Origin of the sequence: Cypionkella aquatica, assembly GCF_030161095.1 — a bacterium.
Taxonomy (GTDB): domain Bacteria; phylum Pseudomonadota; class Alphaproteobacteria; order Rhodobacterales; family Rhodobacteraceae; genus Cypionkella; species Cypionkella aquatica.
The window spans coordinates 78,860-103,657 of sequence record NZ_BSPP01000010.1 but is presented as its reverse complement, the minus strand read 5'-3'; the positions used below and the strand labels follow the sequence as shown (position 1 = coordinate 103,657).

Annotated in this window: 20 protein-coding genes and 2 tRNA genes; 14 read left to right on the top strand and 8 right to left on the bottom strand. The window is 61.0% G+C overall.

Features of this window, described 5'->3' with window-relative positions; all coding sequences use genetic code 11:
- The first annotated feature begins 19 nt into the window (after positions 1-19).
- From QQJ98_RS13370 to QQJ98_RS13360, 3 genes are all read left to right on the top strand, one after another.
- Positions 20-949, top strand: a complete 930-nt coding sequence (locus QQJ98_RS13370; protein WP_284325846.1) for a pirin family protein — start codon at positions 20-22, stop codon at positions 947-949.
- A gap of 97 nt (positions 950-1,046) precedes the next feature.
- Positions 1,047-1,123: transfer RNA gene (locus QQJ98_RS13365), tRNA-Asp, on the top strand.
- A 31-nt stretch (positions 1,124-1,154) separates the two neighbouring features.
- Positions 1,155-1,231, top strand: a tRNA-Asp gene (locus QQJ98_RS13360).
- A gap of 135 nt (positions 1,232-1,366) precedes the next feature.
- Here QQJ98_RS13360 and QQJ98_RS13355 read toward each other — a convergent pair.
- Entirely contained in the window at positions 1,367-1,810 is a 444-nt protein-coding gene (locus QQJ98_RS13355; RefSeq protein ID WP_284325845.1) for a GNAT family N-acetyltransferase, read from the bottom strand.
- A 230-nt stretch (positions 1,811-2,040) separates the two neighbouring features.
- Here QQJ98_RS13355 and QQJ98_RS13350 point away from each other — a divergent pair, with 230 nt between their 5' ends.
- Entirely contained in the window at positions 2,041-2,304 is a 264-nt protein-coding gene (locus QQJ98_RS13350) for a DUF1344 domain-containing protein (RefSeq protein WP_284325844.1), read from the top strand.
- Positions 2,305-2,376: 72 nt separating this feature from the next.
- On the opposite strand, the gene QQJ98_RS13345 is transcribed toward QQJ98_RS13350, so the two are convergent.
- Entirely contained in the window at positions 2,377-3,747 is a 1,371-nt protein-coding gene (locus QQJ98_RS13345; protein ID WP_284325843.1) for a M20/M25/M40 family metallo-hydrolase, read from the bottom strand.
- Positions 3,748-3,858: 111 nt separating this feature from the next.
- Between QQJ98_RS13345 and QQJ98_RS13340 the strand changes: the two genes are divergently transcribed.
- The 4 genes from QQJ98_RS13340 (at position 3,859) to ispG (ending at position 8,177) form a co-directional block, all read left to right on the top strand.
- Positions 3,859-4,272 (top strand): hypothetical protein, encoded by a 414-nt coding sequence (locus QQJ98_RS13340; protein WP_284325842.1) that lies wholly within the window; start codon positions 3,859-3,861, stop codon positions 4,270-4,272.
- A 111-nt stretch (positions 4,273-4,383) separates the two neighbouring features.
- Positions 4,384-5,607 (top strand): 5-aminolevulinate synthase, encoded by a 1,224-nt coding sequence (gene hemA / locus QQJ98_RS13335; RefSeq protein WP_284325841.1) that lies wholly within the window; start codon positions 4,384-4,386, stop codon positions 5,605-5,607.
- A gap of 115 nt (positions 5,608-5,722) precedes the next feature.
- Complete coding sequence (locus QQJ98_RS13330; protein ID WP_284325840.1) at positions 5,723-6,937, top strand: helix-turn-helix domain-containing protein; 1,215 nt, start codon at positions 5,723-5,725, stop codon at positions 6,935-6,937.
- Between the two features lie 94 nt (positions 6,938-7,031).
- A complete protein-coding gene (ispG, locus tag QQJ98_RS13325; protein WP_284325839.1) occupies positions 7,032-8,177 on the top strand; it encodes a flavodoxin-dependent (E)-4-hydroxy-3-methylbut-2-enyl-diphosphate synthase in 1,146 nt (381 codons plus the stop codon).
- 119 nt (positions 8,178-8,296) lie between these two features.
- On the opposite strand, the gene QQJ98_RS13320 is transcribed toward ispG, so the two are convergent.
- The gene (locus QQJ98_RS13320) at positions 8,297-9,043 is read right to left on the bottom strand and encodes a DsbA family protein (protein WP_284325838.1); all 747 of its coding nucleotides are present in this window, start codon (positions 9,041-9,043) and stop codon (positions 8,297-8,299) included.
- 89 nt (positions 9,044-9,132) lie between these two features.
- Between QQJ98_RS13320 and QQJ98_RS13315 the strand changes: the two genes are divergently transcribed.
- From QQJ98_RS13315 to prfB, 4 genes are all read left to right on the top strand, one after another.
- Positions 9,133-10,275 (top strand): pyridoxal phosphate-dependent aminotransferase, encoded by a 1,143-nt coding sequence (locus QQJ98_RS13315; protein ID WP_284325837.1) that lies wholly within the window; start codon positions 9,133-9,135, stop codon positions 10,273-10,275.
- 37 nt (positions 10,276-10,312) lie between these two features.
- Positions 10,313-11,515 carry an N-acetylmuramoyl-L-alanine amidase gene (locus QQJ98_RS13310; RefSeq protein ID WP_284325836.1) on the top strand — a complete coding sequence of 401 codons (1,203 nt, stop codon included), beginning with the start codon at positions 10,313-10,315 and terminating at the stop codon, positions 11,513-11,515.
- Positions 11,516-11,636: 121 nt separating this feature from the next.
- Positions 11,637-14,186 carry a penicillin-binding protein 1A gene (locus QQJ98_RS13305; protein WP_284326213.1) on the top strand — a complete coding sequence of 850 codons (2,550 nt, stop codon included), beginning with the start codon at positions 11,637-11,639 and terminating at the stop codon, positions 14,184-14,186.
- A gap of 70 nt (positions 14,187-14,256) precedes the next feature.
- A complete protein-coding gene (prfB, locus tag QQJ98_RS13300; protein ID WP_284325835.1) occupies positions 14,257-15,384 on the top strand; it encodes a peptide chain release factor 2 in 1,128 nt (375 codons plus the stop codon).
- Between the two features lie 3 nt (positions 15,385-15,387).
- Here prfB and QQJ98_RS13295 read toward each other — a convergent pair whose 3' ends face one another.
- From QQJ98_RS13295 to QQJ98_RS13275, 5 genes are all read right to left on the bottom strand, one after another.
- Complete coding sequence (locus QQJ98_RS13295; protein WP_284325834.1) at positions 15,388-16,851, bottom strand: MFS transporter; 1,464 nt, start codon at positions 16,849-16,851, stop codon at positions 15,388-15,390.
- A gap of 11 nt (positions 16,852-16,862) precedes the next feature.
- Entirely contained in the window at positions 16,863-17,372 is a 510-nt protein-coding gene (locus QQJ98_RS13290) for a bactofilin family protein (protein WP_284325833.1), read from the bottom strand.
- Entirely contained in the window at positions 17,362-18,690 is a 1,329-nt protein-coding gene (locus QQJ98_RS13285) for a M23 family metallopeptidase (protein ID WP_284325832.1), read from the bottom strand. Before QQJ98_RS13285 ends, QQJ98_RS13290 begins: the two co-directional genes overlap by 11 nt.
- Positions 18,691-18,852: 162 nt before the next feature.
- The gene (locus tag QQJ98_RS13280; RefSeq protein ID WP_284325831.1) at positions 18,853-19,662 is read right to left on the bottom strand and encodes a ferritin-like domain-containing protein; all 810 of its coding nucleotides are present in this window, start codon (positions 19,660-19,662) and stop codon (positions 18,853-18,855) included.
- Complete coding sequence (locus QQJ98_RS13275) at positions 19,662-20,123, bottom strand: peroxiredoxin (RefSeq protein WP_284325830.1); 462 nt, start codon at positions 20,121-20,123, stop codon at positions 19,662-19,664. Before QQJ98_RS13275 ends, QQJ98_RS13280 begins: the two co-directional genes overlap by 1 nt.
- 153 nt (positions 20,124-20,276) lie before the next feature.
- On the opposite strand from QQJ98_RS13275, the gene QQJ98_RS13270 reads away from it, so the two are divergent.
- A complete protein-coding gene (locus tag QQJ98_RS13270; protein ID WP_284325829.1) occupies positions 20,277-23,708 on the top strand; it encodes a YhdP family protein in 3,432 nt (1,143 codons plus the stop codon).
- Positions 23,705-24,736 carry a tRNA preQ1(34) S-adenosylmethionine ribosyltransferase-isomerase QueA gene (gene queA / locus QQJ98_RS13265; protein ID WP_284325828.1) on the top strand — a complete coding sequence of 344 codons (1,032 nt, stop codon included), beginning with the start codon at positions 23,705-23,707 and terminating at the stop codon, positions 24,734-24,736. Before QQJ98_RS13270 ends, queA begins: the two co-directional genes overlap by 4 nt.
- Positions 24,737-24,798 lie beyond the last annotated feature (62 nt).

Here is a 24,798-nt window from a genome sequence, read left to right as displayed (position 1 = left end):
AACAAAGATGGAGGCGAAGATGAGCTGGAATCCCCTACTGGATGCACAGATCCCGATTGGCGATCAGGTGGATGCGATTGAAGCGGTGATCATTCCGCGTGCCCGCGATCTGGGCGGCTTTGAGGTGCGCCGCGCATTGCCTTCGGCGCAGCGGCAGATGGTGGGGCCATTCATTTTCTTTGATCAGATGGGACCTGCCGAGTTCATCACCGGCAAGGGGGTCGATGTGCGCCCGCATCCGCATATAGGACTCTCGACGGTCACTTACCTGCTGAAGGGCCGCATGCATCACCGTGATTCTCTGGGCACCGACGCCTGGATCACGCCGGGAGAGGTCAATCTGATGCAGGCAGGGCATGGGATTACCCATTCTGAACGCTCGGACGGGGCTTTGCCGCAGACTTTGTTTGGCCTGCAAACTTGGCTTGCCTTGTCGAAGGCGCAAGAGGATGCGCCCGCGACGTTTCACAACTTGGGCGCTGATGCGCTGCCGGTGCTGGAGGCCGAGGGCAAGGTGGTGCGGCTGATTCTGGGCACGGCCTGGGGGGCGAAAGTGCCGCTGTCGCTGTCGTCCGAGACGTTCTATGCCGATGCGACGCTTGCGCCGGGGGCGTCTTTGCCGCTGCCGGATGAGCATGAAGATCGCGGTGTTTACGTGCTGGCGGGCGAGGTTTCACAGGGCGGGCAGGTGCATGGCGTGGGGGCGATGCTGGTGTTCCGCCCCGGCGACGGCATCTCGGTCAAAGCAGGGCCGCAGGGCGCGCGGATCATGCTTTTGGGCGGGGCCACGATGGACGGGCCGCGCCATATCTGGTGGAACTTTGTCGCCTCGTCGAAAGAGCGGATCGAGGCCGCAAAAGAGGCGTGGCGGTCGGGCGATTGGGCGCATGGGCGCTTCAAACTGCCACCTGCGGACCATGATGAATTCATCCCGGCACCAGATCATTGAAAAAGCTGTAGGAACCTGCTTGACGCCGCTTGGCCCCTTGCGTAATACCCCGGCACACCCAAGAGATTGGGTGCCTCGGGGAACCGGGGGCAAGGCGGCGGTGGTAGCTCAGTTGGTTAGAGTACCGGCCTGTCACGCCGGGGGTCGCGGGTTCGAGCCCCGTCCACCGCGCCACTTGCCTCGGGTTGTCTGGATGTGAAAATGCGCGGTGGTAGCTCAGTTGGTTAGAGTACCGGCCTGTCACGCCGGGGGTCGCGGGTTCGAGCCCCGTCCACCGCGCCATTTCACTGATTTTCCCTAACATTGCGATTTGGTGGCGATGGCACGCGGTATCAGCGTGCATGGGGCTTTGCCCCATACCCCAGAATATTTGCGCCAATGTGAAAGCAAATTTTAGCTAAATTTTAGCGGGTTTGCTTACAGTTTCAGGCGGTAGCGTACATGGCCATCGCTGGGGGTGAAGCTGTCGTAAAGGCTGCGGGCGGTCTTGTTGCCCTCGTCGGTGTGCCAATAGAGGCGGTGCCAGCCGTTGGCTTTGGCGAGGGTTTGAAGGTCTTCGATCAGCGCACGACCGACGCCTTTGCCGCGCGCATCGGAGCTTACGAACAGATCTTCAAGGTAGCAATCTTCGCCCATCACCCAAGTGGACGGGTGATGCAGGTGCACGGCGAATCCCAGAACGGTGTCGGCTTCAATGGCAATGCGGATTCGCATCGGGCTGGCCGGGTCATGCGCGCGCGCCCAGGTGTTTGTCGTGATCTCGGGCGCCAGATCGACATTGTAGAATTCCAGATACTGCGCCCACAGCTTGCGCCATGCGGTTTCGTCCTGAGCGGTGGCGTTGCGGATTTGAAGCGACATTTCAGGGCCTTCCGGTGCAGGGAACTGAGGGGGATTGCCGGGGAATCTCGCAGTTTTCACGGCTGTTCACAAGGCGGTGGCCCCGGATTTCCTTTTGTTTTTGCGGGTGTATAAAGCCCGTGAAGCCGGGATCTGCCGGGTGGAGATGCTCTGCCGACGCGACAGACCAAGACGGTTTCAACGCTTGGCCGATGGGGTGCGCCCCCGGTCCAAAATTCGGAGTGACGCAGATGCGTGCTTACATGCTTCCGGCAGCTATTGTTTTGTCCATCGGCTCGGCCACGCTGGCGATGGCGGCGCCCACCACCACGGATGGGGTGATCAAATCGTTGGACATGAAGACCCATACCATAACCTTGGCGGATGGCACCGCCTATAGGCTGCCAAAGGGGTTCACGGATCCTGGGCTGAAGGTCGGATCGAAGGTGGCGGTTGTTTGGGATCTGAAAGGCCAGATCCATGAGGCTTCGGGCGTGAGCCTTTTGAAAAGCTGACCCGTCGGGATTCGCCGCAAGGCGGGGGTTCGGGGGCCTGCTGGCCCCCGTTTCCTTGTGTGGCTTCGGCTTTCAGGCCAGTTTGGCAAGGATGCGCGCCCAAGACCGCGTGCCTTTGTGGAAACATTCGAGATCGTATTTCTCGTTCGGCGAGTGGATCTGATCATCGTCGCGGCCAAAGCCGATCAGCATGGCATCCATATCCAGATAGGTTTTGAAATAACCCGCAATCGGGATCGAGCCACCGCAGCCGATATAGGCGGCGGGTTTGCCCCATTCCGCGCCCAAGGCCAGCCGGGCAGCCTCGAACGCCGGATCGTCAATCGCCATCACACTGGCACCGCCACCGCCGTGGCTTTTCCATTCCACCCGGCAATCGGCGGGCAATTGTGCTTCGACCCAAGCGCGGAAGTTGTCGCGGATGGCGTCGGCATCTTGATCGCCCACCAGACGGAACGACACTTTGGCATGCGCCTGCGCCGGCAACACGGTTTTGAAGCCGTCGCCGGTATAGCCGCCCCAGATGCCGTTGATTTCCGCCGTCGGGCGTGACCACAGCATTTCCAAGGGTGTGCGGTCTTGCTCGCCAATCGGGATGGACAGGCCGACATCGCCCAAGAATTTCGCGTGATCAAACGACAGGCTTTGCCACTGCGCGCGGATGGTGTCGGGCAGTTCGGCCACGCCATCGTAGAAATGCGGAATGGTGATATGGCCCTGCGCATCGCTGAGATTGCCGAGGATCTTGGCAAGGATCTTGATCGGGTTCGCGGCAGCCCCACCGTAAGAGCCCGAGTGCAGGTCTTTGGATGCGGCGTGAATGGTCATCTCTTCGCCCAGCAGCCCCCGCAGCATGGTGGTGATGGCAGGGGTGCTGTCGTCGAACAGGCCAGTGTCGCAGATCAGCGCGATGTCGGCTTTCAACTCGGCCGCATTGGCTTGCATGAAGGGGATCAGCGATGGCGAGCCGGATTCCTCTTCGCCCTCAAGGAAAATTGTCAGCTTGCAGGGCAGGGTGCCATGCACGGCTTTCCAAGCGCGGCAGGCCTCAAGAAAGGTCATCAGTTGGCCTTTGTCATCGGACGAGCCCCGGCCGCGGATCACCTTTCCCTTGGCGGTGTCTTGCACCTGCGGGTCAAACGGGTCGCGGTCCCACAGGGTCAGCGGATCGACCGGCTGCACGTCGTAGTGGCCGTAGAACAGCAGATGTTTGTCGCCTGATCCGCCATGGGCCACCACCATCGGATGGCCGGGAGTGGGGCGGGATGCGGCCTCAAACCCCAAGGATTTCAGATCCTCGACCAGCCAGTCGGCGGCGCGGGCGCAATCTGCCTTGTAGGCGGGGTCGGTGGAAATCGACGGGATGCGCAAAAGCTCCAGCAGGCGATCCAGCGCCTCTGGCAGATCGGTGTCGATGCGGGACAAGACGGCGTCCAGTGTCATCGGGCTCTCCTTAATTTTATCGGCGGGGGCAAGCCTAACAGGACCGGGGGGACTGTCCAGAGGCGGCGGCTTGGGCTAAACAGGCAGCGGTCTGATGGACGGAGATGCAGGATGACGGCGATTTTGGGCAAATCTATCATGGGCGGGGTGCTGGCTTTGGGGCTGGCCACGCTGGCGCAGGCGGATGCGGTGAAAACCGAAGTGGCGCAGCTGGGCGGGTCCAGCATCACGCTGCATCTGCAACCGTTCCTGACGGAAACCGAGCTTGCGACCTTGCGGGTGGTGATGACCAATACCGATGCGCTCGGCCTGTTTGTCCCCGATGCCAGCAAGGGTTTTGCCGCTTTGGCGGTATCGCCGGATGATGGCTTTTTGCCAGAAGGCGCACCTGCGGCTTCGGCGCAGGCTTTGGGCGGGTTGGTTGATGCCGAAACCGCAGCCAAGGATGCGCTGGCGGCTTGCGATAAGCTGCGCAAGGGCGAGGCCGCTTGCGTGCTGGTGCTAGAGATTGCGCCAAAGGCCTGATCAGCTTATGCAGCGGCAAAATGCCGTCTTTCGCGGCATGCCGATTTGACGCACATCAAGGCATCTTGTCGCCACTTGTTTAAGCAGGGCGGCGAGGTGATGGAGAAGATGATGAATTATGATGCCGCCCTTGATACCGCGATTGGCCGTTTGCATGACGAAGGCCGCTACCGCACCTTCATCGACATCGAGCGCCGCAAGGGGGCTTATCCGCATGCGGTCTGGCGCAAAGCCGATGGGTCCGAGGCCGATATCACCGTCTGGTGCGGCAATGACTACCTTGGCATGGGCCAGCACCCGGTGGTTTTGGCAGCTATGCACGAGGCGCTGGATGCGACGGGTGCCGGGTCTGGTGGCACGCGCAATATCTCGGGCACTACGGTGTATCACAATCAGCTAGAGGCCGAATTGGCCGATCTGCACGGTAAAGAGGCGGCCTTGGTGTTCACCAGCGCCTATATTGCCAATGATGCGACGCTGTCGACGTTGCCGAAACTGTTCCCCGGCCTGATCATCTATTCGGATGCGTTGAACCATGCCTCGATGATTGAAGGCGTGCGGCGCAATGGTGGGGCCAAGCGGATTTTCCGGCATAATGACGTGGCGCATTTGCGCGAATTGCTGGCGGCGGATGACCCCAGCATCCCGAAGCTGATTGCGTTCGAGTCGATCTATTCGATGGATGGCGATTTCGGCCCGATCAAGGCGATCTGCGATCTGGCAGAAGAGTTTGGCGCGCTGACTTACATTGACGAGGTGCATGCCGTGGGCATGTATGGTCCGCGCGGTGCAGGGGTGGCGGAGCGTGATGGCTTGATGGGTCGGATCGACATTATCAACGGCACTTTGGCCAAGGCTTACGGCGTGTTTGGCGGCTATATTGCTGCAAGTGCGAAGATGGTCGATGCGGTGCGTTCCTATGCGCCGGGGTTCATCTTTACCACCTCGCTGCCGCCTGCTGTGGCGGCGGGTGCTGCGGCCTCGGTGCGGTATCTGAAGGGGGCGCAACACCTGCGCGATGCCCAGCAAGATGCAGCCCGTGTCCTGAAGCTGCGGCTGCGCGGTTTGGGCCTGCCGATCATCGACAATGGCACGCATATTGTGCCTGTGCATGTCGGCAACCCCATCCATTGCAAGATGCTGTCCGACATGCTGCTAGAGCAATTTGGCATTTATGTGCAGCCGATCAACTTCCCCACCGTGCCGCGCGGCACTGAACGGCTGCGGTTTACGCCTTCACCGGTGCATGATTCGCAGGCAATTGACGCAGTTGTGAAGGCAATGGACGCGCTTTGGGGGCAGTGTGCGCTGAATCGTGCCGAAGCTGTGGCGTAAATGTCTTTCTGCACATGCAGAATCGCTTGCCGCGTGCTAGGTTTTGCCCAATAGACAAAACATGAGTCGCCCTGAAGGGTGGCAGGAATATCGGGGCAGAAATGGGGCTCAGCGCATGATCGGGCGGAGAGTGAAAACTCCGGCAGCTGAATTGGACAAGCCGAAGGGCTTTGACGATTTTGAACTGCGCTTGGGCGACCTGATGCGGGGCGAGCGCGCCACGCTGGGCAAGTCGCTGCTGGATATTCAGCGCGAGTTGAAGATCAAGGCCACCTATATCGCTGCCATTGAAAACGCTGATGTGACGGCGTTTGAAACCCCCGGTTTCATTGCGGGCAATGTGCGGTCTTACGCGCGCTATCTGGGCATGGACCCGGATTGGGCCTTTGCGAAATTCTGCCGCGAGGCGGGTTTTGAAGTGGCGCACGGCATGTCGGCTGCGGCCTCTTCGGTGTCGATGACGGCTCTGCGGGCGCGTCAGGTGGCGCAAGAGGGCCGCGAAGGATTTGGTGAGATCAACTCGGCGTTCATGCCGCGCAGTGAAAGCCTGTTTGCGCGGGTTGAACCCGGTGCGATTGGTTCGCTGGCGGTGTTGGTCGCGCTGATTGGCGCGCTTGGCTATGGTGGCTGGTCGGTTTTGCAGGAAGTGCAGCGCGTGCAGCTTGCGCCGGTGGAACAAGCCCCGGTGGTTGTGGCAGAGCTTGACCCGCTGGCCGGGGTGAAAGCAGCACCCGAGCCTGATCAGATGGCGGATGCAGAAGCAGATATAAGCGGCGGCAGCGATCAGCTGGATCGTTTGTATCAGCGCGAGGCGCTGGACGCTCCGGTGTTGACGGCGCGTGATGGCCCGATTGGCACCATCAATCCGCGCAGCGCGGGTGGCGTGTTGACGGCAGATGCAGGGGCTGCGGCTGTGCCTGCGGATCCGATGCAACAAGCGATTGACGACACGGTGCAAGTTGTTGCGGCGGCGAAGCCCGGTGTCGAAGTTCTGGCCGTGCGCCCGTCCTGGGTGCGGGTGTCGGCGGCTGATGGCACGGTGCTGTTCGAGAAAATCCTTGATGCGGGCGAGCGTTACGCGGTGCCGCCGTTGCAACAGGCAGCTGTGCTGCGCTCGGGCAATTCTGGGTCGATCTATTTCGTGGTCAACGGCACCACTTACGGCCCGGCGGCCCCCGGTGCGCAGGTCATCAAGAATGTCGCTTTGTCTGCCGATGCACTGACCACCGGCTATCAAACCGCTGATCTGACCGGCGATGCCGATTTGGCGCAGTTTATCAATGTCGCCGATGCGGGCCTGCCGGCTGCGCCTGCGGTGCCGTCCGAATAAGCGCTATGTGAAAAGTTGATGCGGCAGATGGCCCCGGACGGTTGCTCCGGGGCTTTTGCACGTCTATCTTGTGCGCAACTGAGAGGAAGCTGTGATGTCCCATAATCCGATCCGCCCTTGGCGCAATATCGAGCGGCGGGTGTCGCGGCAAATCCGGGTCGGCAAGGTCTTGGTGGGGGGGGATGCGCCGATTTCGGTGCAGACCATGACCAACACATTGACCACCGATGTGGCGGCAACACTTGAGCAAATTCAGCGCTGTGCGGTGGCGGGTGCCGATATTGTCCGGGTCTCGACCCCCGATCAGGAAAGCACCTTTGCTTTGCGCGAAATCGTGCGTGAAAGCCCGGTGCCGATCGTCGCTGACATTCATTTCCACTACAAACGCGCGATTGAGGCCGCCGAGGCGGGCGCCGCCTGTCTGCGCATCAATCCCGGCAATATCGGTGATGCCAAGCGCGTGGCCGAAGTGGTGCGCGCCGCCAAGGATCACGGCTGTTCGATCCGTATTGGCGTCAATGCAGGCTCGCTTGAGCGGCATCTGCTGGAGAAATATGGCGAGCCTTGCCCGGATGCGATGGTGGAAAGCGGTTTGGATCATATCAAGCTGTTGCAGGATAACGATTTTCACGAATACAAAATCTCGGTCAAAGCCTCGGATGTGTTCATGGCGGCGGCGGCGTATCAGCAATTGGCGCTGGCCACCGATGCCCCGATCCATCTGGGCATCACCGAGGCCGGGGGGCTGGTGTCTGGCACGGTGAAATCGGCGATTGGGCTGGGCAGTCTGTTGTGGTTTGGCATTGGCGATACCATCCGGGTCAGCCTGTCTGCCGATCCGGTCGAGGAGGTCAAAGTTGGTTTCGAGATTTTGAAATCGCTTGGCCTGCGCCATCGCGGTGTCACGATCATCTCTTGCCCGTCTTGCGCACGGCAGGGCTTTGACGTGATCAAGACGGTGTCGGCACTGGAGGACCGTTTGGCGCATATCACCACGTCGCTCAGCCTGTCGATCATCGGCTGCGTGGTGAACGGGCCGGGTGAGGCGCTGATGACCGATATTGGCTTTACCGGCGGTGGGGCAGGGTCGGGGATGGTGTATCTGGCAGGCAAGCAGCATCACAAGCTGGGCAACGAAGGCATGGTCGATCATATTGTCGAGTTGGTCGAGAAAAAAGCCGCCGAGATTGAGGCGGCTGAAATTGAGGCTGCTGGGGCAGAAGCGGCTCTAGCTGTTTAAGGCTGCACTGGTGGCCGCTGGCGCGCCAAGGTTTCACTCCCTGCGCTGCATGTTCAAGGCGGCTGCTCTGTGGGATATTTTCCCACAGAGGATAACAATTTCAGATAAGTTTTAAGGGCTTAGCTTTTACGCTCAGACGCCACGATCTGCTGCATGCCTTCCAATGGCACATAGCCGCGCAGAATCTGGCCGTCGATCACGAAGGTCGGGGTGCCGCTGATCGCCATTTTATCGCCCAGCTGTTGGTTCTGCGCGATCACGGCAGTGACCTCATCCGAGCCCATCTTGGCCAGCACGGGCTGCGACTCAAGGCCCAGATCGGTGGCAAGGCGGCCCAGAGTTTCGGCATCCGGCGTGCCGCGCAGGGTGATCAGCGCGTCATGGGCTTTCTTGTAGGCGTCATTGCCATGCAGTTGCAGCACAGCGATGGCAAAGCGGGCAGAGGTGACCGAATCTTCGCCCAGGATCGGATATTCCTTCAGCACGAGGCGGATATTGCCGTCGGCTTTCACCAGATCCTCGACCTCTTGATAGGCTTTGCGGCAATAGCCGCAGCGGTAATCCATAAATTCGACCACAGTGATGTCGCCATCCGGGTTGCCGCCGACCCACGATGCTTTGTCAGCGAACAGATCAGCCTTGTGGTCGATCACCAGCTGTTTGTCATTGGCGACTTCGGCTTTCGCCTGACGGTCTTGCAGCACATCCATCGCCTCGACCAGCACTTCGGGATTTTCCAGCAGAAAGGCTTTCACCTCGGCGCGGAAGGCCAGACGCTCGGCTGGGGTCATGTCTTCCAAACCAGCGGCGGTGGCGGGCAGGGCTAAGGCGCAGGTCAGCAGGGCAGCGAGAACGGGCAGGCGCATCGGGGAACCTCGGTCTGGGCCGAAATTCGGCCGGGGTTGACGAACGCCTTTTAGGCGGGACTATTGGCCGCAACAATAGGGGCAGGGCGATGGATAGATCAAGCCGGGGTCAGGTTGATCCCTTCATTGTGATGGATATGGTGCGCGACGCGGCGGCGCTTGAGGCGACCGGGCGCCGGATCATCCACATGGAGGTTGGCCAGCCCTCAACACCAGCGCCGACATGCGCGATTGCGGCACTGTCGGCGCGGCTGCAGACCGAGGCTTTGGGCTATACGGTGGCGCTGGGGCTGCCCGAACTGCGCGCCGGGATCGCGGCTTTGTATCAGCGTTGGTATGGGGTGAGCCTTGACCCTTCGCGGGTGATTGTCACCGCCGGATCGTCGGGGGCCTTCCTGTTGGCCTTTACGGCATTGTTTGAGGCGGGGGATCGTGTGGCACTGGGCGAGCCCGGCTATCCGTCTTATCGCCAGATCTTGAAGGCCTTGTCGTTGCAGCCGGTGGGCATCGCCACCCAAGCCCGCAACCGCTTGCAGCCGGTGCCTGCGGATCTCGCGGGCGTTGACATGCAGGGGCTGATCGTCGCATCGCCCGGCAATCCGTCGGGCACCATGCTGTCAAAGCAGGCTTTGACGGATCTGATCGAATATGCGCATCAGAACAGGATCAGCTTTGTCTCGGACGAGATTTACCACGGCCTGCACTATGGCGATCCCGCCCATTCGGCGCTGGAGATCAGCGACGATGTCTATGTGATCAATAGCTTTTCCAAGTACTTCAGCATGACCGGCTGGCGGGTTGGCTGGATGGTGGTGCCGCAGGACCATGTGCGCACGGTGGAGCGTCTGGCGCAGAACATGTTCATCTGCCCGCCGCATGCAAGCCAAGTGGCGGCGCTCGCGGCACTGGATTGCATAGACGAGATGGAGGCCAATCGCGCAGTTTATGCCGAGAACCGGCGGCTGATGCTGGCAGGGCTGCCGTTGGCGGGATTTGACAAGATCGCGCCACCCGATGGGGCGTTTTATATCTACGCCGATGTCAGCGATTTCACCACCGACAGTTTGGCCTTTGCACGGGATATTCTGCACAAGGCCGGGGTGGCGGTGACGCCGGGGTTGGATTTCGACCCGGTGCGCGGCGGGCAGACTTTGCGATTTTCTTATGCGCGCGCGACGGCGGATATTGTGGAAGGTCTGGCGCGGTTGCATGACTATATGGCGCAAAGGTGAGTTGGGTTTTGCCTCCGGCGGGAATATTTTGGCCAGTATGAAAGCGCTTTTTAATCTTGTTTTAGCGATCTGCCTGCTGGTCGCTGTGCCGCTGCGGGCGCAGGAATTGTCGGGTCTGGCGCGGCTGGATGCCGGGGCCTCGTCCATCACGGATGCGGGTGCGGATTTGCAGATTGATCTGGGTCTGTCGCAAGCGGTGCCGTGGCGGGTGCGGGTGTTGGATGATCCTGCCCGGCTGCTGGTGGATTTTCGCGAGGTCGATTGGACGGGTCTGAGCGATGTCGCTGTTGCAAGCGACAAGCTGGTTGCCATGCGGGCAGGGGTGTTTCGCCCAGGCTGGTCGAGGCTGGTGTTGGAACTGGCAGAGCCGATGGCGGTGGCCTCTGCCGAGATGCGCACCGAGGCGGGTGTAGGCGTGCATCTGCGGCTGCAGCCTGTTGAGCCGCAGCAGTTTGCCGCCCTTGCCGCTTTGCCAGAGCCTGCCGATTGGACCTCGCCGCAAGCAGTTCAACTGCCAGCCATGCCTAAAAAATCAGGCAAGCTGGTGGTTGTGTTGGACCCCGGCCATGGCGGCATTGATCCGGGTGCCGAAAGCGATGGGCAGAACGAGAAATCGCTGGTGCTTAAATTTGCGCGTGAGTTGAAAGAGGTGTTGCTGCGCGACGGTGGTTTCGCCGTGGTGATGACCCGCGAAGAAGATGTGTTCGTGCCGCTGGAAACCCGGATCTCGATTGCGCATCAGGCTGGGGCGGATGTGTTCATCTCGCTGCATGCCGATGCGATTGCCGAAGGCGACGCGGTGGGGGCGACGGTCTATACGCTGGCGGCGGATGCCAGCGATGCGGCGTCGGCCGCTTTGGCCGAACGCCACGACCGCGATGATCTGCTGGCCGGCGTTGATCTGGCGCAGGCCGATGATTTGGTGGCCGAGGTTCTGCTGGATATGGCGCGCACCGATACCAGCCCGCGCACCGAGCGGCTGGCCATGGCGCTGGAAACCTCGATCAAGGCGCAGGGGTTGAAAATGCACCGTCATCCACGCCAGCAGGCCAGTTTCTCGGTGTTGAAATCGGCGGATATTCCTTCGATCTTGCTGGAATTGGGGTTTTTGTCGTCAGAGCGTGATCTGAAACGGCTGAACGATGCCGGGTGGCGGGCGAAAATGGCCGAAGCCATCACCGGGGCCTTGAAGGCTTGGGCAAAGCAGGATGCCGGATTGCAGGCCCTGCCGTTGAAATAGCGGGCGGCAGTTCGCGCAAGGCCAAAAATCGCAGCCTAGTGTTTTGACCTTTGCCCGCGCCCGCGTGTATAAGCGCGCGTGCGCGGGCAACGGGTCTGGCGCGATGGCGGGAATGACAAGCGTGCTCAGGTTTATCGGCTCTTTCTTCGGGGGCATTTTCACGACGGTCACGCTCGGGCTGTTGTTCGGCGCTTTAACGCTGGGTGCGGTGTTCTGGATGTATTCGGCGGACCTGCCCAGCCATGACAGTCTTGCGCAATACTCTCCGCCGACGATCAGCCGGATTTATTCCGGCGAGGGCAAGATCGTCGATGAATTCGCCAAAGAACGCCGCCTGTTCGTGCCGATAGAGGACATTCCGGTGCTGGTGCGCGATGCGTTCATCTCTGCCGAGGACAAGCATTTCTATACCCACAAGGGCTATGACGTGCAGGGCATGATCTCGGCGGCATGGGATGCGATCAAATCGCGCGGCAAGAACACCCGTGGCGCATCGACCATCACCCAGCAGGTGATGAAGAACTTTTTGTTGGATGGCTCGCGCTCAGTCGAACGCAAGGTCAAGGAGTTGATTCTGGCTTCGCGGTTGGAGCAGACCTTGTCGAAGGACAAGATCCTTGAGCTGTATATGAACGAGATTTTTCTCGGGCAGAACTCTTATGGCGTGGCCGCCGCCGCGCAGACCTATTTCAACAAATCACTGGATCAGTTGTCGCCCGCCGAGGCTGCCACTTTGGCCTCGATGCCGAAAGCGCCCAGCGATTACAACCCGGTGACGCAGAAGGAACGGCTGACAGCGCGGCGCAACTACGTGCTGAATGAGATGTTCCAGAACGGCTATATCGACGAGCCCACCTATACCGAGGCGCGCGCCGAACCGCTGAAATCTGTGCAGAACGGCGATTATCCGGCCTTCCGCGAGGCCCTGCCTCCGCGTGATTACTTCACCGACGAAATTCGCCGTCAGTTGTCGGGCACCTTTGGCGAGGAAGAGTTTTTCGGCGGCGGGCTGTCGATCCGCGCCACCGCAGACCCCGAATTGCAGGAAATCGCCGCCACCGCTTTGCGTCGTGGCCTAGAGAAATATGATCGCAACCAAGGCGTCTGGCGCGGCACTGGCAAGACCATAGCGACCGAAGCTTTGAGCGATGAGGCTGCGTGGCGCAAGGCGCTGTCCGAGGTCAAGGACATGCCGCGCGACGTGACGGGCTGGCATGTTGCTGTGGTGCTGTCTTTGGGCGAAACCACCGCCGAAATCGGGATTGAGGGCATTGATGGCACGCAAGAAATCCCTGCCAATGATGTGACGTGGGCGCGCAAGCGTCTTGAGGGCGGCAAGCTGGGCAAGAAGGCGCGGGTGCCTGCCGATCTGGTCGATGTTGGCGATGTGGTGATGGTGCGGCAAGTCACCGACGACAAAACCGGAGAATTTCTGCGCTGGTCGCTGCGGCAGGTGCCGGAAGTGCAGGGCGGCTTCATGGCGATGGACGTGAACACTGGCCGTGTGATGGCGATGCAGGGCGGTTTCAGCTATCAGGCCTCGGTGTTCAACCGCGCCACACAAGCGACGCGGCAACCCGGCTCTAGCTTCAAGCCGTTTGTCTATGCTGCGGCGCTCGATTCAGGGTTCACTCCCGCCACTATCATCGTCGATGCGCCAATCGAGGTGGAAACCCCGCAAGGTCTGTGGACGCCGAAAAACTCGACCAACAAATTCTACGGCCCGACCCCGATGCGGACCGGGATCGAGCAATCGCGGAACCTGATGACCATTCGGATCGCGCAGGAAATCGGCATGCCGCTGGTCGCCAGCTATGCCGAGAAATTCGGCGTCTACAAACCGATGCAGCCGTTCCTTGCCAACGCTTTGGGCGCGCAGGAAACCACGCTTTACAAGATGGTCGCCGCCTATGCGATGTTCGCCAATGGTGGCGAGCGGGTCGAGCCGACCTTGGTTGACCGCGTGCAAGACCGCTATGGCAAGACGATCTATCGCCACGATCAGCGCAAATGCGAAGATTGCAATGCGCCGCGCTTGCCGAAGGGCGAAGGCGTCACCATCGACAGCAACCGCGAGCGGGTGATGGATGCGATCACCGCCTATCAGCTGACCTCGATGATGGAGGGGGTTATTCAGCGCGGCTCGGGCACCGGGGTCAAGCTGCCGGTTCCGGTGGCGGGCAAGACCGGTACGACCAATGACGCCAAGGATGTCTGGTTCGTAGGCTACACCTCGAACACCGTCGCGGGCTGCTACATGGGCTTTGATCAGCCACGCAGTCTGGGGCCGGGGGCATTTGGCGGCACCTTATGCGTGCCGATCTTTCAGGAATTCATGAAAGAGGTGGTCAAGCGCCGGGGCGGTACCAAGTTCAAAGTGCCGCCGGGGGGCTATTTCCAGAACATCGACCGCTTTACCGGTGCGCTGCTTGGGCCAGAAGCCAGCGGATCGAACGTGGTCGCCGAATATTTCCGCGAGGGTGAATTGCCTCTGTTCGCCTTGGGCGAGGTGATCGACGGCGGCTTTGCGATGGGCTCGAACCTGCCGCTTTTTGCCAATGGGGAAAGCGATGGCGGCGGCAGCGATACCGTCACCACATCGGACGGCCAGCAGAAATCGGTGCCGAAGAAGGCGAATTTCGGCACGCTTTCCTCGGGCGGGCTGTATTAGCGACGCTTGCCGCGCCGCGCCCAGCACGCTATCACCGCCGCCACATACCGATCTGTTAAGGACTTCGCCCATGCGCACCGAGACGCAATACAATGTCGATGCCATCACCAAATCCTTGCGGCTTTTGGGCCAGCGCATGGATTGGGAGACGGCTGCGCATCGGTTGGAAGAATTCGACGCGATGATCGAGGCACCCGATCTGTGGAACGATCCGGCCAAGGCGCAAAAGCTGATGCGCGAACGGCAGGGTCTGATCGAGCAGATCTCGACCTACAAGCTGATCGAAAGCGGGTTGCGCGACAATGTCGAATTGATCGAGTTGGGCGAATCCGAAAATGACGAAGAAATCATCACCGAGGCCGAAGAGGCGCTCAAAGCGCTGGTGGAATTGTCGGGCGCCAAGGAACTGGAGGCTTTGCTGAACGGCGAGGCTGATGGCAATGACACGTTCCTTGAGATCAACGCAGGCGCGGGCGGCACGGAATCTTGCGATTGGGCGTCGATGCTGGCCCGGATGTATGTGCGGTGGGCCGAGAAAAAGGGCTACAAGGTTGAATTGCAGGCGGAATCCGCGGGCGATGAAACCGGTATCAAATCAGCGGGATACAAGATTTCTGGCCTGAACGCCTATGGCTGGCTGAAATCGGAATCCGGCGTGCATCGTCTGGTGCGGATCAGCCCCTATGGCTCGGCAGACAAACGCCAGACCTCTTTTGCCTCCGTGTGGGTTTACCCTGTGGTCGACGACAATATCGAGATCGACATCCCCGACCGCGATATCCGCATCGACACTTACCGTTCGTCCGGGGCAGGTGGCCAGCACGTCAACACCACCGACTCGGCAGTGCGGATCACCCACTTGCCGACCAATATCGTGGTGACATCTTCGATGAAATCGCAACACCAGAACCGCGAAGCCTGTATGAACGCGTTGCGCTCGCGGCTGTATCAGGTGGAACTGGACCGCCGCAATGCAAGCATCAACGCGCAGCACGATGCCAAGGGCGATGCGGGCTGGGGCAACCAGATCCGGTCCTATGTTTTGCAGCCTTATCAGATGGTGAAAGACCTGCGCACCGGGCATGAAACCAGCGACACTGGTGGCGTGCTCGACGGCGATCTGGATAAATTCATGGCGGCGACATTGGCGATGGATGTGGCGGGGAAATCCCGTGCCGAGGCCAACGCCGAGGATTGATCGTCAGCGTGGCTGCCTAAGCCCCCAAGCCGACACCAATGCCGATGCCAGTGCGGCCACCGCCGCCAGCGCCGCGATATGGGCAAATCCCACCCCGGTGGCCGCCACATGCGCAGCGCCACTGGCGATCACGCCAAACCCCGGCGCATCTGTGGTGATTTGGCCATAACCCGCCGCCGCCATCCGCCCCATCAGCGCCACCGCCAAAAGGCTTGCCGCCCGCGCCACCGCATTGTTGATCCCAGAGGCCGCGCCTTGGTCGGCATCGCTGGCCGAGGTCATCACCACCGTCGTCAAAGGGGCGACCAGCAGCGCCATGCCAAAGCCTGACAGCCACATCAAAGGCACCGCGCGGGTCCAATACAACGCCTCATGCGCAGTGACAGCCAAGCCTACTTGCGCAATCGCCACCAGCACTGCACCGCTGACCAGAAACCGCGCCGGGCCAAACCGATCCGCCAGCTTGCCCATCCGCGTTGACAGGGTTGCGATCATCACCGCGCCGGGCAGAAACGCCGCCGCCATCTCTAGTGCATCAGCACCCCAAGCGGAAACGGCGGTCATCGGCAGGTAAAACCCGATCCCGGTCACCGCAAAATACAAAAGAAAGGTCGCAAGGTTGATCGTCGAAAACCGGCGCACCCGGAACATGCTCAACCGTATCATCGGGGCAGGGCAGCGGGCCTCCCACGCGAAGAAACCAGCAAGCACGGCGAAACCCACCGCCATCAGCAGCAAAGATTCGCCAGTTTCAGCGCTGAGTCCGTAGGCCACCAGCCCAAAGCCCACCGTCGCCAGCCCAGCCCCGATGTAGTCAATCGGCACTCCGGGGCGGCCGGTGTCGGCCAGCGCAAACCGCACCAGCAACCACAACGACACGCCCCCCAGCGGCAAGTTCAGCACGAAAATCCAACGCCATCCCGCCACAGGATCAACCATCAAACAAAGGCCCGCCAAGATCGGCCCTGCGGATGCCGTGGCGATGGATGCCGCTGCCCACAGCCCCAAAGCAGCGCCGCGTTCCTCGCGCGGAAAGGCGCGGCCAATGATTGCCATTGATCCGGGCACCATCAACGCCGCAGCCACGCCTTGCAGGCCGCGCGCGATGATCATGGCCTCGGGGCTGAACGCCAAAGCGCACCCCAGCGAGCTGATCACAAACAGCACGATCCCAAGCCCAAAGCCGCGCGCAGTGCCAAAGCGATCCCCCAACGCCCCGCCCACAAGGATCAGCGCGGTCAGCGCCAGCAGATAAATGCCGCTGAACCATTGCGCCTCATGCAGTGACGCACCCAAAGACGCCCGCATCGCTGGCAGTGCATTGGCGGTCACCGACGAGTCGATAAACCCCATGGATGATGCCAATATCGCCGCCCAAAGGATGGCGCGGCGGTGTTCGGGGGCGCAAATAGCAACGGGCACCAAGGTTTCCCCCGATGCCCGCGCTGTCATTTCCATCTCGGACATTTGTGCGAGACTTAGGACTCTTCGCTGGAGGCCGGAGCCTGCACGATCCGGCTGGCCGGAGCCGCCGTGCGCCCCGTTGACAGCGGATCATCCTGCCGCTGCACCGAGCCTTCAAAATGCGCGCCCGATTCAATTGCGATGGTTTTGTGGATGATGTCACCCTCAACCTTGGCGGTCGAGGTCAGGCGCACTTTCAGACCGCGCACCCGGCCAATCACCCGGCCATTGACCACGATATCATCGGCGACGATCTCGCCACGGATGGTCGCGGTTTCGCCCACGGTCAGCAGATGCGCGCGGATGTCGCCCTCAACCGTGCCTTCAACCTGAATATCGCCAGTCGTGCGCAGATTGCCCACCACGGTCAGATCGGCCGACAGCACCGAAGCCGCCACTTTGCCCTTCGGGGCCGAGGGGGTAAATTCCATCGAGGGTTTGCTCACAGGGGCCTCCGGGGCTTTTGGTTTATCGGTCTCGCCAGCCTTGGGGCCCGGTTCGTTGATGCGGCTCTTAGAAAACATTTTTCGCTGCCTTTATAAAAGTCATCGGATTTATCGCGGATCCGCCGATACGGATCTCGTAGTGAAGATGTGTGCCAGTCGAGCGGCCCGAGTTGCCCATATCACCGATCTGGTCGCCGCGCGATACCTTTTGACCGACTTCGGCACGGATCTGTGACATATGCCCATAGCGGGTTTCGATACCAAACGCATGTTGGATCTTGACCAGACGACCATAGCCGTTTTCCCAGCCAGCATAGGTCACAACCCCGTCAGCGGTGCTATAGATCGGCGTGCCGTAATCGCCGGCCATATCCTGTCCCTCGTGGCGGCGAAACCCACGGCCCAAAGGATCATTGCGCCCGCCAAAGCCCGACGTATAGCGCACGGCTGTTTTTACCGGCATCCCGAACGGCGCTTTGAACGCGGCGATGCGGTACATGTTCATGTTATCAAGGCTTTTTAGGATAGCATTGGCGCGCTGCTCGTCTGCCGAAGGCGCCATCCCCGAAGTTGAAAGCGAGATCGGCGTCAGCGGTCCGCCTTGGCCGCTATAGCCCTTGCGCACCTCGGACAACAGTTTTTCGGGCGACTGGCCCGCCTCGCGGAACATCTTGTCCAAAGGTTCAACCGATACGGTCAGCGCCTGTTCAAGCTGTTCAAAAATCGCATCATTGCGGGCTTCAAGCTGTTGTTTTTCTTGGGTGACTTTCGCCGTCCGCTCATCCGCTTTCACCGCTTGGGTCTGCATCACATCGCGCTGTTGCGCGGTTGCACCCAAGCTGGCGGTCATCATTTCCAGCGTGGCATCGGCATCTGCCAGTTTTTCTTCTTCGGTGCGGCCTGCGGCGGGGGCATCGGACAAGGACGCCAGCTGCGCGCGCACAGAATCGCGTTCCTTGATCACGCCGCGCAGGGTGTTCTGGATCACGTCGATGCCGGTTTCCAGCTCGCGCCGCCGATCTTCCGAGGCGAGCAGCCGCGCCTGCATCTGGGACACTTGTGCAAGAGCTAGGTTGAACCGCCCCTGCGACGAGGCCGCTTCATCCGCGCGCAGATCGCGGTCGGCGGACAGATCATTCAGCCGCTGTTCATACAGTGCTTGCTGGCGCGCGACTTGCTGGCGCGATGTGCCTGCCGAAATCGAATCGAGCAGCAAAATTGCCGTCGCCAGAATCGTCCAGGCCAGCGCCAGCGCGCCAAACACCAAGGCAATCGCCTGCGTGCTGGACCGCAGCCGGATAAAGCGCGTTTCAGTATCAGATTTCAAAAACAGCCGCTGTTCGGGCAAGTGCCGCTCTAGCGTGGTGTGAATCCGATAAGAAAGGCGTGTCAGCACGGGGGCATATTCCGGTTCATCAGGCGCAGGCGCGCGGGATTGCCCAAGTTTCGGGCCTGTGACTGATTAGCCAGCGGTCGGGGCGGTCGCAACAAATTTGACCAGTGCCGCGCAAACCGGGGCGGAAACCTGCCAGTATCGGCAAGATTCCGCCGAAAGGTTTCAGGCCTGTTCCACCAAGGGCCAGTAGAAATCGGGCGGAAGCCCGGCCTCGGCGCGCTTTTCTGCATTGAACGGCGGCTTCAGATTGCCGTGGAAATACTTGCGCACCAAATGGTGAAACACCTCTTTCGGATCGTCGCCCGCGCGCCCGCACAGCCAGTTGAACCATTTGGAACCGTAAGCCACATGCGCGACTTCCTCGGCATAAATCGTGTTCAGCGCGGCCAAAGCCTGAGTTTCCTTGGCCTGCTGAAACAGCGCGATCATGCCGGGGGTAACATCCAAACCCCGCGCCTCCAGCACCATCGGCACCACGGCCAATCGGCCCAGCAAATCAGCGGCGGTATCTTCGGCGGCTTGCCACATGAAGGCATGTGCGGGCAAAGCGCCATAATGGCTGCCCATCGCCTCCAGACAATCGCACAGCAGGTTGAAATGCTTGGATTCGTCATCCGCCGCCTGCACCCAGTCGTCGTAAAAACCCAAGGGCATCGGTGTGTCTGTAAAGCGCGCGATGATGTCCCAATGCAGATCGACCGCGTTCAACTCGATATGTGCCACCGCATGCAGCAAGGCGACGCGCCCTTGCGCAGATCCGGGGCGGCGTCGCGGCACTTCGCGCGGGTCCAAAAGGTCGGGCTTGTCAGGGCGGGCAGGGCGCAAGGGTGGTGCGGCTTGCCCGATCGCCAAAGGCGCACCCGCCGCCCGTGCCGCCCGCCAGCTTGCGGCGTGTTGGTGCGACAAGGCGGCCTTGGCACGGCCATCCGCCGTGGTCAGCACTGCCACCGCCATTTCAGCCAATGACAGCATCACAGCCCCTGCACATGCGCAAGCACCGCCGCCGCATGGCCTTTGACCTTATCAACCTTCCAGAGATGTTCGACCTTGCCCGCCCCATCAATCAGAAAAGTTGTGCGCAGCACCCCTTGCACCAGCTTGCCGAAAAACAATTTCTCGCCAAAAGCGCCCCAATCTTCCATCACATGTCCGCCCGCATCCGAGGCCAGCGGAAAGGTAATGCCCATTTTTGCGATGAATTTATCGTGTTTCGCCGCACTGTCTTTGGACAGCCCCAGCAAAACGCAGCCCGCCTTGGCAAACTCATCGGCCAAGCCGTTGAAATCCATCACTTCATTGGTGCAGGTGGGCGTGCCATCGCCGCCATAGGTCAGCAGAACCACCCGGCTGGGGCGCAACTTGGAAAGCGTGACACTGCCACCGCCATCGCGCGGCAGGGTGAAATCTGGGGCGATTTGGCCAATTTCGATCATGCGCGGCTCCTTGCCTTTTGGGGATCAACCCTTTGCGATCTAGTTGCCTTTGGGCAAAGATAAAGGCAAGCCCGCGCAGAGTGTCGGGCGGGCCTTTGGGCAACGGACGACAACGGCGGAATACGCCGGGCATTTGGAAAGGCTACGGCAGATATGGCGAGCGATGTGGAGAACGAGGCGAGAGGCATTTCGCCTGATGCTTCGCCAGTTGCTGGCCCAGAAGCTCGGCCAGAATCTGCATCACCGCTGACGCCAAAGGCTGACGCCGAATCCATCACAGCCAAAACCCGCAAGCGCCACCGCACCGGCCTTGGAGGGCGACTGTTCTGCCTGATTTTCGTGTTCGGCGCGATCTTGGGCATCTTTGCTTTGTCGGGCAAACCGATCCCGATGCCGGTCTGGGTGGTGGCCGAGATCGAACAACGCGCCAATGCCGCGATTTCTAAAGCCATGCCAGACGCCGCGATTGCGATTGGCGGGGTCGAGATCACTGTGGACGGCGATTGGGTGCCACGGCTGCGGCTGGATGATCTGCGGCTGCTGAAAGCCAACAATCAGGCGCTGCTGACGCTGCCAGATTTGCGCCTGACGCTTGATCCCGGCGCTTTGCTGCGCGGCCAGTTCCGCGCCCGCAGCCTGAAGATCGTCGGCGCGCATCTGCAAGTGATCCGTGACCGCGACGGCAATTTTGATCTGTCCCTGGGCGGCGGTGGTCTGCAACCCAAAATCCGCAGCCTGCCAGAGTTGTTTGACCGCATCGACGCGGCCTTTGCCAGCCCCGCTGCCGCCAGCCTGCTGACGCTGGAAGCCGAGGCGCTGACCCTGACCTTGCAAGACAACGCCTCGGGGCGGCAGTTTGATCTTGGCGATGGCCGTTTGCGGCTGGAAAACCGCGCCGCTGAAGTTGCCGCCGAGGTCAGCCTGTCGCTGATCGGCGGCTCGACCCCGGCGCGGGCGGTGCTGACGATTGTGTCGCAGAAAAATGACGATCAGGCGCGGATTTCGGCACAGATCGAGGGCGTCGCCGCCAAGGATGTGGCGCTGATGGCGGCCCCTTTCGCTTGGGCCGGGCTGGTCGATGCGCCGATTTCGGGCGAGATTCACACCACCCTGCGCGGCGATGGCATCGCTGCCCTTGACGCCTCGCTTGGCTTTGGCGCAGGTGCTTTGCAGCCCAGCCCCGAGGCGCAGCCGGTCGATTTTGACAGTGCCAATATGGCGCTGCATTTCGATCCCAAACAGGGCCGGATGGATCTGACAGATCTTTCGGTGCAAAGCTCCACCCTGCGGATGAAAGCCAGCGGTCACAGCTATCTGACCCGCGCTGATGGCAGCCGCATCATCGGCCCGCTCAGCAGCGAATTGCCAGACGCCTATCTGATCCAGCTGGATTTCAACCAAGTCATGTTCGACCCCGACGGCCTGTTTCAAGAGCCCGTCGAATTCAGCCACGGCGCGATGGATATGCGGATGCGGCTAAAGCCGTTCACGCTGGAGCTTGGCCAGTTGGCGCTAAGCGAAGCAGGGCGTCGGCTGACTGCCTCGGGCAAGGTTGGGGCCGATCAGAACGGCTGGCGCGCGGCGATTGATCTGGTGCTGAATGAGATCCAGCATGATCGCCTTGTTGCTTTATGGCCGATCAAACTCTTGCCCAACACCCGGCTTTGGGTGGCGAAAAACGTGCTCAGCGGTTCGTTGACCGATGTGCGCGCCGCCCTGCGGATCGAGCCGGGGGCAGCACCGCGCTTGCATCTGGGCTATAATTTCAAAGATGCCGATGTGGTGTTTGTGGCAACCCTGCCGCCGATCAAATCGGGCGATGGCTATGCTTCGGTGGATGGGCAAACCTATACGATGGTGTTGTCAAACGGCACGGTGACGCCGCCCGAAGGCGGGCAGATCAATGTTGCAGGCTCGGTTTTCGCGATCCCGGATGTGACGCAAAAACCCGCCAAGGCAGAGATCACGCTGAAAACCCGCTCCAGCCTCACCGCCGCCTTGTCGCTGCTGGATCAGCCACCGTTTCACTTCATGTCAAAGGCCGATCAGCCGGTGACTTTGGGGCAGGGCATTGCGGCGATTGAAACCCGTCTGACCCTGCCGCTGCAAAAGAAAATCGCGCTCAAGGATGTGACCTATAAGGTCGCGGGCACGGTTACGGCGTTTTCGTCAGAGACCGTGGTGCCGGGGCGCAAGATCACCGCCGACAGCCTTGCCGTCTCGGCTGATACCACGGGCCTTGTCATCGCGGGGGCAGGTCAAATCGGTGCGGTGCCGTTCAATGTCACCTACAGCCAAGGCTTCGCGCTGGATCAAAAAGGCAAAGCGCGGATCGAAGGCTCTGTCACGCTGTCACAGAAAACCGCCTCAGAGTTCGGCCTTGGTCTGCCCGATGGCATGGTGTCGGGGCAGGGGCGCGGGCAGGTCAAGATTGACCTTGTGCGCGGACAGCCGGGGCATTTGTCCTTGGTGTCTGATCTGGCCAATATCGGCCTAGCGATCCCCGAAGTGGGTTGGGCAAAACCGCCGGGCGCCACAGGCCAGCTCAGCGCCGAAGTGCGCCTTGGCAAGCCGCCACTGGTCGAAAGCATCACCCTCAAGGCCAGCGGTCTTGATACGACGGGTTCGGTCACTATGAAGCCGGGCGGTGGTCTGGATGTGGCGCGGTTTGACCGGGTCCGCTTGGGCGAGTGGCTGGATGCGCCGGTCGAAATTCGCGGCAGGGGCAACGGCAAGGCGGTGGGTCTGGCGGTCACTGGCGGCTCTGTCGATATGCGGCGGATGCCAGCGGCCTCGAAACGCAAATCCAGCGGCAAATCTGCGGGCAGCCCGCTGGATCTGCGGCTGAACAGCCTGCGGGTGGCGCAATCCATCAATCTGACGAATTTCCGCGGCGACTTCTCGCTTTCGGGCGGCTTGAACGGCAATTTCATCGCGGGCATCAACGGCAAGGCGCAGATCAAAGGCACCGTGGTGCCCGCGCGCAATGGCACCGCCGTGCGGCTGTTGTCCGATGATGCGGGCGCGGTGATGGCGGCTGCGGGCATCTTTGCCTCGGGGCGCGGCGGGGCGCTGGATGTCACCTTGCAACCGCGTCCCGAGGCTGGCAGCTATGATGGCATCGTCAAGATGACCACGCTGCGGGTGCTGAACACCAATGTTCTGGCCGAGCTGTTGAACGCGATTTCCGTCATCGGGATTCTCGAGCAACTGAACGGCGAGGGGCTGTTGTTCAGCGATGTCGAGGCCAATTTCCTTTTGACCCCCAACGCGGTGCAGGTGCATCAGGGGTCTGCCATTGGCGCATCTTTGGGCGTGTCGATGGCGGGGGTCTATAAAAGCTCCACCGCCGAGTTGTTCATGCAGGGCACGATTTCACCGATCTATATGCTCAATGGCATAGGCTCGCTGCTGACCCGGCAGGGCGAGGGCGTGTTCGGCTTCAATTACGAATTAAAGGGCACTGGCGCCAATCCACAGGTCAGCGTCAACCCGCTGTCGATCCTGACCCCCGGCATGTTCCGCGAGATTTTCCGCAGCCCGCCGCCGGTGATCGGAACCAGCAAGAAAGGAAATGGCGGATGAATCTGTCGGATTTCGACTTTGACCTGCCCGAGGCGCTGATCGCCACAAGGCCCGCGCGTCCGCGCACCGCAGCCCGGCTGCTGCTGGCCGAAGGCGACAGCATCCGCGATCTGCATGTCTCTGATCTGATCGGGATTTTTCGCCGCGGTGATCGGCTGGTGCTGAACAACACCCGCGTGATCCCGGCGCGGCTGTTTGGCACGCGCACGCGTGGCGAGGCTGTGGCCAAGGTCGAAATCACCCTGCTGGAACCGCAGGCCCAAGGCTGGCGGGCTTTGGCCAAACCGCTGCGCAAGGTTCACGTCGGCGAGGTGATCCGGTTCTCCGATCAGCTTTCGGCCACCGTTTCCGCCAAATCCGAAACCGATCTGCGGCTGGAATTTAACCTGACCGGCGATGATTTTGACGCCGCTTTGAACGCCGCTGGCGCGATGCCACTGCCGCCTTACATTGCCGCCAAACGCGCAGCCGACGCGCAGGACAACACCGATTACCAGACCGTGTTCGCCCGCCATGCCGGCGCAGTCGCAGCACCCACCGCGTCTTTGCATTTCGACGCGGAACTGCTGGCAGCGCTAGCCGCCAAGGGTGTCGATTTCACCGAAGTCACCCTGCATGTCGGCGCTGGCACCTTCCTGCCAGTCAAGGTCGAGGATGTCACCACCCACAAGATGCACGCAGAATGGGGCCATGTCAGCGCCATCGCTGCTGCCGAGATCAATGCCACCAAAGCCGCCGGGGGCAGGGTGATCCCGGTGGGCACCACCGCATTGCGGCTGATCGAATCTGCGGCGGTGTCGGGTCAACTCGCGGCTTGGGAAGGCACCACCGATATCTTCATCTATCCCGGCTACAAATTCCGCGTGACCGACGCCTTGATGACCAACTTTCATCTGCCGAAATCCACCCTGCTGATGCTGGTGTCCGCCCTGATGGGCAAGGCGCGGATGGACCGGATCTATGCCCATGCGGTGACAGAGCGCTATCGGTTCTTTTCCTATGGCGACGCGTCGCTGCTGATCCCGTAGCGGCAGGTCAAACTCCAGCCTAAACCGCATAAACCTGTCGCAAATAAATGATCCAGCAAGCT